Annotated in this window: 9 protein-coding genes; 1 reads left to right on the forward strand and 8 read right to left on the reverse strand. The window is 37.7% G+C overall.

The annotated features are described in order from the left end of the window. Positions 1-187: 187 nt before the first annotated feature. The 5 genes from RV13_RS21335 to RV13_RS20995 all read right to left on the reverse strand — a co-directional run bounded on the left by RV13_RS21335 (position 188) and on the right by RV13_RS20995 (position 7,582). Positions 188-1,381: a restriction endonuclease subunit S gene (locus RV13_RS21335; RefSeq protein WP_060789204.1), complete on the reverse strand. Its 1,194-nt coding sequence runs from the start codon at positions 1,379-1,381 to the stop codon at positions 188-190. After that, on the reverse strand, positions 1,374-2,969 hold the full coding sequence (locus RV13_RS09615) for a type I restriction-modification system subunit M (RefSeq protein WP_060789205.1): 1,596 nt from the start codon (positions 2,967-2,969) through the stop codon (positions 1,374-1,376). The genes RV13_RS21335 and RV13_RS09615 overlap by 8 nt, the downstream gene beginning before the upstream one ends. A gap of 37 nt (positions 2,970-3,006) precedes the next feature. Then, positions 3,007-6,000 carry a type I restriction endonuclease subunit R gene (locus RV13_RS09620; protein WP_060789258.1) on the reverse strand — a complete coding sequence of 998 codons (2,994 nt, stop codon included), beginning with the start codon at positions 5,998-6,000 and terminating at the stop codon, positions 3,007-3,009. 328 nt (positions 6,001-6,328) lie between these two features. Beyond that, positions 6,329-7,339 (reverse strand): hypothetical protein, encoded by a 1,011-nt coding sequence (locus tag RV13_RS09625; protein ID WP_028020264.1) that lies wholly within the window; start codon positions 7,337-7,339, stop codon positions 6,329-6,331. 78 nt (positions 7,340-7,417) lie between these two features. Continuing rightward, positions 7,418-7,582, reverse strand: a complete 165-nt coding sequence (locus RV13_RS20995) for a hypothetical protein (RefSeq protein WP_156424134.1) — start codon at positions 7,580-7,582, stop codon at positions 7,418-7,420. 293 nt (positions 7,583-7,875) lie between these two features. Here RV13_RS20995 and RV13_RS09630 point away from each other — a divergent pair, with 293 nt between their 5' ends. Further along, a complete protein-coding gene (locus RV13_RS09630; protein ID WP_028020263.1) occupies positions 7,876-8,571 on the forward strand; it encodes a hypothetical protein in 696 nt (231 codons plus the stop codon). A gap of 156 nt (positions 8,572-8,727) precedes the next feature. Here RV13_RS09630 and RV13_RS21340 read toward each other — a convergent pair whose 3' ends face one another. The 3 genes from RV13_RS21340 to tkt all read right to left on the reverse strand — a co-directional run bounded on the left by RV13_RS21340 (position 8,728) and on the right by tkt (position 13,116). Further along, the gene (locus RV13_RS21340) at positions 8,728-9,318 is read right to left on the reverse strand and encodes a hypothetical protein (protein ID WP_249024469.1); all 591 of its coding nucleotides are present in this window, start codon (positions 9,316-9,318) and stop codon (positions 8,728-8,730) included. Positions 9,319-9,508: 190 nt separating this feature from the next. Next, positions 9,509-10,651, reverse strand: coding sequence for a tRNA epoxyqueuosine(34) reductase QueG (gene queG, locus RV13_RS09645; RefSeq protein ID WP_028020262.1), 1,143 nt, complete (start codon positions 10,649-10,651; stop codon positions 9,509-9,511). A gap of 488 nt (positions 10,652-11,139) precedes the next feature. Further along, positions 11,140-13,116: a transketolase gene (tkt, locus tag RV13_RS09650; protein ID WP_028020261.1), complete on the reverse strand. Its 1,977-nt coding sequence runs from the start codon at positions 13,114-13,116 to the stop codon at positions 11,140-11,142. Positions 13,117-13,123 lie beyond the last annotated feature (7 nt).

Raw genomic sequence — 13,123 nt, forward strand, 5'->3', positions numbered from 1 at the left:
CCAACACTCATTGACGAAGAGCCTAAAAAAGTATGCAGTGCACAATTCGCACCGCATATCGGACTAATTTTTATTCAGATTTGTCTCCACCAAAACGATTTGACGAAGATACGGTTTTTTGTAATATATTTTTGGGTTACTCAAATTCCAATTTTTTCATTATATCATGAAGATCAACTCTATCACTTTATATGAACATTTTCATCAATAAAGCGCCCTTAACAGATTTTAAAGCTGCGATTTTCTCTTTATGAAGATTAACAATGTTGTCAAGATCCTTAAACAACCAACCAATTTTCTGTTGTTCACTACTATTTGGTATAAAAATTGAAATAGAGTTAATTGTTGATTTAGAAAGGCTTGGAACACCTGTAGATTCATCTTTTGCCTTCCAATTTATTTTTTGAAAAATAGAATATATAAAATTCAGATCCGAATCATGTTTAGGAATTGCAAAAAATAGAGTATCTACGGTCCAGAAAGGAGCTTTGAGAATATATGGTTTATCAATTGTTCCCTTTCGTCCTATTCCGATAGCATTGTCATCATATGATAATGCTTGGTTAACACTTAGCATGTAACCTCCAGTACCATAAACAGGTATATTTCCTGAGTCTAAATGCTTATAGTCTCGACCAGAGCGAACATCTACCAAATTAATAAACTTACACTGTTCCCATTCCTCGTCAAAATCCGCAAACCGTAATTCAGGCACTTTTTCTCCATTTTTAGGAAACATCTTCTGTAAGTAAGCCTGCTTCAACTGCTTTAATAAGTCAAGTTTACGCTGATGAAGGGCGATAGAGTTGTCGAGTTGTTTGAAGAAGGTACCGATTTTATTTTGCTCGTCAATTTTCCGAGGATATTTGATATCTGTTTTAGCCACATTACTTTTACTTATTGATAACACCTTGATTCCTTGCATCAGTTTAATCAACTGATTGTGATAAGAAGAAGAATTCAAATAATAACCTAGGTAGTGGGACGCAAACTTAATGTTTGGTCTTGCCACCAAAGTATGGAGTCCAGAAACGACAAAATTATCTGTAATTCCCGCTATTTCAATAGCTTTTCCTGTTGTTTCATCCTCAGCAGTATCTGCAAGAATTATGTCTCCATTCTCAAGCAAATTTTTATTATATTTTTCAAGAGTTCCATCTGTTATATAAGGAATATCATCTTCAGCGATATTAACTACAGATTCAAATTTCGTTAGTATGTCACCATAATGAATGTTTTTGACTACCCCATTGTCATAATTTAATTCTGCACGTGGCAATGTATTATTTGAAATAGAATAATCCAATACTTCATAAAACTTACGCAGTTCCCAATCGTCAGTAAACCCTTCAAACCGCAATTCTGGAGCGTTTTTAGTCATGCTTAAACACTCCTTTTGTCGCTTCAATTATATCCTTCGTTTCAGGAGTAATCGCGAGTTCATCCAACATAGCTAGAACATCAGTTTCTGTTTGTTTGATTTCGGCATTCAATTTTTGTATTTCACTGCTAACTTCAACAATATCGATGGGCTCATCTTCCTCAAACGTATCAACATAACGAGGAATGTTTAGGTTGTACTCGTTCTCTTTAATCTCATCCAATGTTGCAATGTGAGAATATTTCTCTATCTCCTTGCGGTTAACTACTGTTTTAACAATTTTCTCAACATCTTCAGGGCGTAAGTGATTTTGTTTTTTCACTTTTTCAAAGTCCTTACTTGCATCAACAAACAATATATCCGACTCCACGCGATTTTTTCTCAGAATCAATACACATACTGGAATAGAGGTATTCAAAAATAATTTATCAGGAAATCCAATGACCGTTTCAATTTGATGTTTATCAATTAGCGCCTTGCGGATTCGACCTTCTGCAGCTCCTCGAAACAGTACACCATGAGGTAAGATAATTGCCATGCGCCCATTATCTTTTAAGTGATATAGACAATGTAGCAAGAAAGCATAGTCCGCTTTTGTTTTAGGTGCTACCCCATACTCACGCCAGCGTTGATCATCTTCACGTTCTTTGTTATTCCAATGAGCTGAATATGGTGGATTTGCCATTACAGCATCGAACATCCGAGGAGAATCTTTTCCATCTACAACACCATCAGGCCAGTCGCTTTCAAGTGTGTCGGCATGATTAACATTAATATCGTTAAACTCTACTCCATGCATCATCAAGTTCATTCTTGATAAACGATAAGGAGTGGCATCTTTTTCTTGCCCATAATATTTTATCATCCCACGTTTTTTAGAATTCTTCATATAACTTGCCGTAGTAAGTAATAGGGATCCCGAACCAACCGCCGGATCATAAATATGGAAACTTTCTTCATCCTCTCTTCCAAAAGTTAAAATTCGAGCCATCACGTTAGAGATTTCTTTTGGCGTGTAGTATTGTCCCATATCTGAGGCCAAAACTGTCGCAAATTGGCGAACTAAATATTCATAAATATCTGAGACAGTATCTTCATCACCAGACAAATCAAATTCTGGAGAAGATAATAAATCAATCATTGAAATCATTACGCTCGCACGAGATTGCGCAGTTGCTCCCAGATCAGCGCTATCAAAACGCATCCCATCAAAAATCCCTTCAAAATCACCACGTGCTTCAAAAGCAATTTGTTGGTTAAAATGACCAAATGCATCAGTCATCATACCAATATTAAAACGGTCTGTATCAATCGCTTGTTTCCAATCGGCAAAAAAATCATCTGGTTGAATCGCGTAACCCAGGTTCTTTTTCATATATTCTAAAGCTTTTGCAGAGTCTTGGGTATAAACACTTGTCCACGTTTCACCGCGTAACACACTTTCTAGCCAATGGGTTGCTTTCTCTGATAAATATTTATAAAACAGAATCCCAAATATATAATCTTTGTAGGCTGTTAGTCCAATCTGTCCTCGAGTTTGATTGAGCATCGCCCACATTTTATTTTTTTGTTCACTTGATAGTGCCATTTACTTCTGTCCTACTTCCTATTATTTTTGAAATTTTCTATAGTGAGTTGAAAAACTCCATCAACGCTTCTTCAAACTCTGATGCACCAAAGAAACCAATGTCTTCTTCATCCTCAATCGCATGTACGATTTCCGAGAGTTGTGGATTATCAATGAGTGTGTGTCCAGGTAAAAATAAATCAAAAGCCTCTACTATTCTATTTCCATTAACGTGTTGATCCGCAGCCCAACGTCGAATTTTTAACTCACGGTATTCTGTACGATATTTTTTTCGAGTATTCTGTAATGACTCGGTTGTAAAGTGCTCCGTTATCTCACCAGCTTCAATATCAACGACAATCGCATTGATTTCTTGGCGACTTTCCTCATCCATTGGCGTGATATGTTTCTCAATAGCCACTTTATTTGTTTCATTTTTGTCATCCATAAATGTATTCAAGAGTTCCACTAACATGTCATAATCTATAATTTGATGATCATAAAACTTAATACCTATCTTAATTTCTGTAAGATCAGGGCGTTCATCTTCAGGTATTTTCTCTCTAGCATCGTTTAATCGAGCTTGCAAAGCACCAAATTCTTCTATGCTTGAAATATCTAGACGAACTTTTTTGCCTGTAGGTTCATTTTTCTCGTCTAACTCGTCAATCTCACTCCCTAATTCGTAACCTTGTTGAACCAAACGTTGAATCTTATTCTGTGTAGGTAAAGCAAGATGTACAAATTCTTTTAGAGCCTTCTGGCCAAGTGGAATTTGACTAAAGTCTTCTCCTGCGAGTTCTTTTAGTTTAGAAACAGCTTCTTCCAGCTCTTTTATTTGATCGCTTTGTGGTTTTGCTAAGATATTGTCATCTTTTAATTCCTTGATACGTTCATCTTCCGACTCGTCTTCTGCTTCTTGAAGAGTATCATTTCCACCTCTTGTATAAATGCGTAGTGCATTTTCAACGTACTCTTTCATTTCATCTCCTTGACGATAAAAACGTACTTTCCCATGCGGTTTACTGTTAAGGTTATATGTTCTATTAGTCCGAGACATCGCTTGAATTAGCATGCCTTCTTTAAGCAACTTATCCATGTAGATCATATTGACATATTTAGAATCAAAGCCCGTCAATAGTTGATCCGAAACGATCACTAAATCCAGTCGATCTTCTTCTTTACCTTGATTGTAAGGTTTTTTACGAGCTAACCGCTTAGTGATATCAATCATATAAGCGCGTGCCGGATCTTTTGCATTCAAAATACTTGGTACGTTGAACTTCTGAGTATAATCTAAAATAGCCTTTTTCAGTATCTCATTTAATTCTTTAGTACCACGTTCATTCGATTCATCCCGAGAAAAGGTCATGGCCACATTTAAATGTGGGGCCTTTTCTTTGAAAATATTATAATAATGCGCAACTGCCTGCTTACCCGAGACAGCAAGCATTGCTTGAAAAGCATTTTCTTCACGTCTACCAGCTATCAATGCCCCACCAGAAGTTTTTTTCCAGTTATCCAAAATATCTTGAACTACTTGTTGACGATAAACATCACTTTGATAAACTTCCTTCTCATAGTCATGTTCAGAAAAATCATTTTCATTTTGAGGATGTTCAATCACCCAATGAGGTTTGAAGTAAGTAACATCGAATCCAAGTACGTTACCATCACCAATCGCATCCTTGATAGTATAGGTATGCAGTCTTTTTCCGAAAATATCATGTGTGGAAATATCTCGCGTTGTTTTTACATCATTGATTTCATCACTATAAAAATTTGGTGTTCCAGTAAAACCAAACCATGTTGTCTTTTTGAAAGCTCTCTTTATCAAACCGACTGATTCACCGCTGGCACTACGATGGGCTTCATCCATGATAATGACATTCCAATCATCATTTTCCAGACCTCTTTTTACTGCTTTTGTTAGTCCTTGAACAGAAATTAACAGAATTTGTGAAGCACCCTTATGCTTCAGTTCTCGCTTTAATTCATGTCCATTCACTTTCTTAATGCGTTTCTTAAAATGTATATAAGCAAAATCCTTAAAGTTTTCCAATGTTTGGTCAATCAAATCAACACGATCCACAATAAAAAGTACATTCCGAATTCGAGGCGCTGACGCTAACAATTGGGCAACTTTAAAAGAAGTCACCGTCTTACCAGAACCAGTTGTATGCCAAATATAGCCGCCCTCTTTTTCAATAAGATCATTGGCTTCCATATCTTTCATTCGCTGCAAGATTTCTCTTGTAGCTTGAATTTGATAACTACGCATTACCATTAAATTATCATTCGAAGCATCAGGTATCATATTCACCGTTATCAACCGATGCAAAGCAGGAATCCCCATCACTTGATGCGCAAATTCAAAAGCATCTGTAATGTCTTTATTGTTTTCATCACGCCACCCGAATACATAAGTTTGATTATAGTGTTCGAATGCATTTGGGCGAGCAAAATAATGTGCAGAGTGTTGACTCAAAATAAACTGCACCTGTACAAAGGAAAACAGACCTTTATAGAGCCCATCGCCATGATATCCTTTAAGCTGCTCGAACGCATTCCATTGATTTTGTAAATGTTCGTCTTTCTCCTCAATATGGGCTACTGGAAGCCCATTGATAAGTAAAGCAATATCAATGATTCGTTTAGTCGTCAAACCTTTTGGTAAATCCGTAAATGATATCTGACTTACAACTTCATAACGAGAACGTCCTCCCGCAACATCATCTTCATAAAAAATCTCGACTTCCAAACTTGAACCATCATCACGAGTAATTGGGATAGAACCTATTCCCCCAGCGCCTACTAATAAAAGTTGAGCATCATAAGGAGTTTGAATACGTTGCAGGGCTTGAAGAATTAACCCAAATTCAATGTCCGATAAAGGTGTTCCATTTAGTTTATGAGCATTTGTTTCGTTTAAGATATCTCGCCAATGTTCCTCAAGCTTTTTAATACTCACATTCGAAAAATCTTTACGATAACTCCACCCTTCAGCTTCCAGCTTACTAATCAGGGCTGCTTCAAATTTTGCTTCTGCCACTTCACTACTTCCTTCCGCTTTTTTAAGCATCTTCCATAAAACTATCAAATCATCCTATTGTTGTTCCACTTGCGTTGTGTTACAGCGTAAGCTTCAACAGTTTCAATTATAACTGAAAAGCATACGCTTTTGCTATTTTCTATATGATTTATTTATCATGTAGAATGTTCTTCATTAAAAATCAAATATCTTCAACATATCAATAGATAAAGAGAAAAAATACAAACAAAAAAACTACTTGTTATCTTCGATTTCAAGATAGCAAATAGCTAAATCACTGAATTATGTTTCATTAGCAATAGCAATTATAAATTATTCTGTAATTCCTTTACTCAGTTTTTCTAACAGCTTTTTTTCTAATCGCCTCTCCAATCATCGCTTCTGCATTGAAAAATTGCTTTTTGAAGTACTCATTAATTACCTTGCTTCGTTTGATAGTTTTTCGTATAATCAGCCATATTATACTGAACAATGCGATTTCTAAAAATCCTAATAGCAAACAAATAGCAACTTTTCCGCCAAAAGACTTCGGGTCTACTTCAGACCGACTGATACAATTTACTAAACCAATTACACTTTCTTTTGGTAAAATATCTTGGACCACTATTAGGCAAACATAAATAATTAACGTGGTGCAAGGAATCGCGATTTTAAAAAATGAATCATCAAACTTATCCTTTAGAAAAAGAGTCGTGTTTTTTTTAAAAAAGTCTTCACTCAAGGCCATTCCGATAATTGCTGATAGCAAACTAATCCCTGTCCACCACTTGCTACTCATTAAACCAACGAATATAATAAAACTAAAAAGCAGATAGACAAATTTCTTCTTTATATTCATGCTAAAGGAAAATGTATCAAAAATGATAGGAAAGAATAAAAAAATACTGATAACCATTTCAAGCGCATCGGTTAGTTCAGCAAATCCCTTTATATTGATTACACGTTCATATATTTCCAATGGGAAAATAAAAGCGATGATCACTTCAATCCACCGGAAAGAAACAATGGTAACTCCAAAAAATGTTTTGACAGTCGCTTTTAGATTAGGTTTCGAATTATCCTCTTCCGTAGCGATAAACTTATCTTCTAATTTTAACGCTTTATCCACTATTACATAAAAAATCGCTAATGCTGTTTGGGTAAATAGAAAATAATAGATATTTCGTTCCGTCTCAAAAATACGCCATACAAGAAACAGTATTCCCTGAATTGATAAAATGCACAACAAAAACCACTTATTAACCTTCGGACTACTAATTTTTGCTTTTACTAGTAAAATTAGAATTACCATTAGAATCATCATCAAACCAATCAAAATAAATATTTCCCCTACCGACATAATTCCCTCTTTTCTAAAAATAATTAATCTATTCCTCCATCATAATAAATACCTTATTTCAAGTCATTACAATAATCGTCAAATGATAAGAACAAATTTTCTGTTGAATTCTTTTTTTAACAATTGATAAATTTCATCCAGTTCTTCACTACTTAAAGATTTACCTTTGAGAATCGCATCACCAATACACTGTTCCCAATAAGATTGTTCTTCCAACCAATCGCAAATTTTCAGGCCTATCATATATTCCCCCCCTTAATTACAAACACTTCTAATAATAACATTTCTAATTATAAATAGGTTGTTAATTCCTGAACGGTCGATATTAGAACCTGAATGATCTCATAAATCACGTTATTATCCGCGAAACCCTCCTAGATAGTATTCACCTAAAAAGGATTGTTTATTGCCTATTAACTTAGTCTCAATAAAATCATTCTTCGCACCATCTTCCCACAAACCTTTCACCATTTCCCCTTTCTTTTTCAATAATCATCAGATATAATAAAGTTCACAAAATCACAGGGGCGCATCCAATGAACAAAAATCAAGATAACTTACCTAAGAAAATATCTACTCTTACCAAATTAATTATTATCCTAGTTGTCATCATTATCGGCTTGATCTCTTACATCGTAGCCTCTAAAGTGATGAATTCGAGCTCATCTACAAATGATGGTTCAAGTAACTCCATAAAAGTTGTGAATACTTCCTCATCAATGGCAGAAACCGCAGAAAGTTCTTCAACAGAAAATCGTTCTACAATGAGTGATTCCACTTCCGAATCAACGTCTAGCTCTGAAGAACCTGAATCCTACGCTGTTATATTTCCGAAAGGATCCGTTTTCACAGGTGAAAACGATCTTTACGGTTTTGCAGTGACGACTTACGCGAATCGAGAAAATATGACTATGTCCTACAGTCCTAAGGGGAATTATGCACCAGATGCTCATATGAGTATGGCAGCTTCATTCACGCCAATCACCATCCCCACAGCGACTATTCAAGTAAACGAAAGTGGCACTGTGAAGGATGTCAAAGTCGAGACTGAGTTAAAGCTTTCACTGGCTGATAACAGCAAACCAAGTCTTGAGTTTTTTACTCCCTTCAATGGCAATGATACAAAAATTTATGCTTATATGAACAACAGCGGGCAAACGGTCTTTGCTTTTACTCCGCTTGGAAACAATGATCCTTATACTACGGTTCCTATGAATGAAAAGCCCTATTAGGGTTTTTCTTTTTTGTACAAAAGCCAATCGTTCTTCGGGCGTTATTCTTCTGGACATACAAAAATCCCCCTATATAAGTCACCATATATTTCAGTGTCTTATATAGGGGGCGCATATCACATGAAAAGGCCTTTCATTAGAGACTTACTTCTTCCCTCAATCCCCGCGCTCTTCAAATTCCAGCAAATAACTATCCATCTGCCCATTCTCGATGATCTTCATTTCGATCGTATCCCATTCCTTGTGTTCCAGAAGTTTTTGAACTAAATTATTTTCGATCGTCTCTCTCGTTATCGAGCCAATTTCATAATAATCTATTTCAGACAGATCATCGATTTTATTTCCTTCTTCGTCTTCTTCATAGCTTGAGTAAATGTCGTAATCAACCACAAGCTTATTACTCTTTCTCGCATACCTCACTAAATCATCTAGGCGCGCAACTTCATAGCCAAAATACCTCAATGCCTCCTCTATTTCTTCTTTATCCCAACTATAGTGGGGTTCATTATTTTCAAGGATTCGTTGAATTTCTTCTTTTTGTTCTTCCGTTAGTGATTCATAAGTAATCTTATTATCGATCACTCCATCTCCATCATTTTTTTGTTCAACTCTATATAAAACGTTTCCATCTCGGTCCAATAGATTGAACTTCTCTGCCTTTTGTCCGTTCAATAGCGTGATCCAGATCACACGCCCTGGTCGATAGCCACCGTAAGATAATTTTGTTTTTTGATACTCTACTCTCACCTTTTCATCCTCCTCAACGCCAACAATTTTTTCCCGCCATTATTATACAACGAGGCAATCGATGTGGACTAGCTGATTTCAGGAAATAAAAACCCCAATTGCGAGGGATTTTTAAATAAAATGACTTCTTTTATAAAAAAACTTCAAAACAAAAAGACCGAACACTTCGATTCGTGTTCGATCTTTATCCTCAACTAAGCCTTTCCAAAACATTGGCTATCTCAGTCAAGACTTCTGAGTCGGTTTCGGTTTTTTCTAAGTCCTGCAAAAGACTAATCGTTTCCTCAGGTGCTTTTTTTGTCAGCTGACCTAGTGCCCAGACAGCGGTGCCGCGAATGACTGGCCGCTGGTCCTGTAGACAGGCTTTAATTTCTGGGAGTGCTTCTTTCCCACCGAGATTGGCTAAGGCGATCAGTGCATTGCGCTGCAGCGGTTTTTTCCCGCGCCAAGAGCCGGCTAAGTGTCCGAATTGTTCCTTGAACTCGCGATTTGAGATGGATAGCAGCGGTGCTAGTTTAGGATGGACCTCATCGACTTTTGGCTCCATTTCTTCGTGAAAATGAAAATCTTTGCCACGGTTGTATGGACAGACAAGCTGACAGATGTCACAGCCGTAAATGACGTTGCGCATTTTCTTTCGATATTGCTCTGGCATCATGCCTTTGGTTTGTGTTTGATAAGAGAGGCATTTTTTCGCATTCATCCGACCGTCTCCTAATAAGGCACCGGTTGGACAACCGATAATACAACGTGTACAATCGCCGCAGCCGTTAGACACTGGCTGGTCTGGCTCGAACTGAATATTGGTGATTATTTCGCCAAGATACACGAAGGAACCATATTCTTCTGTGATCAACAGGCCGTTGCGCCCGATAAAACCCAGACCCGCTCGTTGCGCGACTGCGACATCCACCAATTCACCTGTATCAACCTGTGGAGCAAAGCGCCACTCAGCTTGAACCTGTTCCGTTTCAGCCTGTTCTTTAATGAAGGCGATCAGCTTCTTCAGTCGTTCTTCTAAAATGAAGTGATAATCCGTTCCCCACGATGCGCGAGCAAATTGCCCACGTTTTTCATCACGGGGAACTTTTTCGTGGATTTTGGTTGGATAGGCCAGAGCTATCGCGATGATACTTTTGGGGTCTTCAAAGGTTTCTTCTGGATACAGCCGTTCTTTAATATTTTGATGTTCAAAACCAGAAGTATGTCCCAACGAGCGCTGCTCAATCAATGATTCCTCCAAATAATCGAAGGGCTCGGCGGTTGTAAAACCAATTTTATCTATTCCTAGCTGCTTACTTTCAGCAATGATCCGTTCTTTTAAGGTTTGCATAGTTCCACTCCTAGTTCGTATTAACGTAATCATTTTTCAAAAACGGAAAAATGAATCTGATTCTCTCCACGTGTGTCATTCTACTAATCCCGCTGAAGCCGGAAGTAGAACTGAGATCCTAGTTCGTACTGTGGTAATCATTTTTCAAAAACTGGAAAAATGAGTCTGATTCTCTCCACGTATGTCATTCTACTAAACCCGCTAAAGCCGGAAGTAGAACTGAGATCCTGATACGAAATTACAGGCTTACTATATCATATGTATCTTGCTTGCAAAAGAAATCACCTGTTTTGATCGAGTCCTGTAGAGCAAATTCATCGATATTCACTAGTGTTCACCATTTCTAAAAATATATTTACTTCCTACTAATTTTTTGAAAACCAAAAACCAATCCAATAATTAGGTAGCAAACTAGTCAAACCGTGAGCAATGAAAAAGAAACCCCGTGCAACTATCAATGCATGATAGTTACACGGGTTATTTTTAGCCTACTTATTTTGTTCCATTAATTTCAACGCTTCTTTGACAATTCGCTCTACCGTAAAATCATACTCTGCCAATAACTCATTAGCAGGACCCGATTTACCGAATTGTTCGACCCCAATTGATTTCCCTTTAGCTCCTACATATTTTGACCAGCCTAAAGTAGATCCTAACTCGATGGACAACTTATTGTCGATTGATGGCGGCAAGACTGAGTCTTTATATTCTTGACTTTGAGCATCGAACAATTCCCAGCTAGGAAGAGAAACAACGTTGACCGTATACTGATTCAATTGTTCTTTTGCCTTCAAAGCCATCTCTACTTCAGAACCAGTCGCGATTAAGATAATATCCGCGGTATCCGAATCTTTTGAAAGGATATACCCGCCTCTTTCAGCTCCTTCGATCTTCACATCAGCAATGGCAGGAACATCGTGACGACCTAGAGCAATAAGGAATGGTCTGTTTTTGGATTCCACAGCTAACTTCCAAGCAACGATTGTTTCATTCGCTTCTGCCGGACGATATACGACAAGATTTGGCATAGCTCTTAGTGATGCAAGGTGTTCTACTGGCTGATGTGTCGGTCCATCCTGTCCGACTTGCAGACTGTCGTGCGTCATGATATAAGTCACCGGTACGCCCATTAAGGCGGAGTGACGAATGGCTGAACGCATGTAATCTGAGAATACTAGGAATGTTCCACAATAGCCTCGCAATCCTCCGTGCAAAGTGATTCCATTACATATTGACGCCATCGCAAATTCTCGAACGCCAAAGTGAATGTTTGGTCCTTCATGGTTCACTTCATCCATAAACGGCCGACCTTCGATAGTTGTTTTATTTGAAGACGCTAAGTCCGCAGAGCCTCCTACAAAATACGGCAAATCCTGATAAATACGATTCAACATTTTACCGCTGGCTGTACGTGTCGCCATCTTTTCTTCAGTAAAAAATTGCAATCTTTCTGAACGAAGCTCCGTTTTTCCTTCAATCATTTTTATCAATTCAGTTGCTTCTACTGGATACGCCTTTTTATAGTCGTCAAAGCTTTGGTTCCATGCTCGTTCTTGCTTCTCACCTTCAGTGATAATCTGATCAAAGTTTTCTTTTACCTCTTCCGGAATAAAAAATTCATCGTACTCCCAACCAATCGCTGCCTTAATTTTCTTCGCTTCTTCCGCTCCCACTGGATTACTATGAATTTTCTCTGTCCCCTGTAAACTAGAGCCGAACCCGATGATATTCTTCACTTCAATTAAAGTTGGTTTACCTGTTTCTGCTTGCGCTTGTTTAATTGCTTCAGCAACTTCATCGGTGTTATTTCCATCCCTTACTAACAGGGTCTGCCAATTCATTGCTGCAAATTTTTGATGGATGTCTTCATGAGAAGAACAGCTTAACGGTCCATCTGAAGTAATGTCATTTGAATCATAAAGAACAATCAGCTTGTCTAGACCTAATTTCCCAGCGATCGCAGCAGATTCTAACGCCACACCTTCCTCTAAATCGCCATCACCACAAATCGTATAAGTGAAATGATCAATCAGCTGGTATTGTTCTCGATTAAACCGCTCACGTAAATGGGCCTCAGCAATCGCCAGTCCGACTGTCATCGAAAACCCTTGCCCTAATGGACCTGTAGTCGCTTCTACACCTGGTGTATGAAATACTTCGGGATGCCCTGGCGTTTTACTGTTTAATTTACGAAATTGTTTGATATCTTCCATTGATAATTCATAACCAGATAAATGAAGTAATGAATAGAGCAGCATCGAGCCGTGACCAGAAGTCAATACAAAGCGATCTCTATTGAACCAATGAGGATTATTAGGGTTGTGCTTTAAATGATAGCGGAACAACTCGTAACCCATCGGCGCTGCTCCTAAGGGGGCTCCCATATGACCATGGTTTGCATTTTCGACACTATCTACCGTCAAGTTCCGTATTGTCGCGATTGATTTTTTATCAATAGTATTCATTAGTAAT

This window comes from Enterococcus raffinosus (assembly GCF_001886185.1).
Taxonomy (GTDB): domain Bacteria; phylum Bacillota; class Bacilli; order Lactobacillales; family Enterococcaceae; genus Enterococcus_A; species Enterococcus_A raffinosus.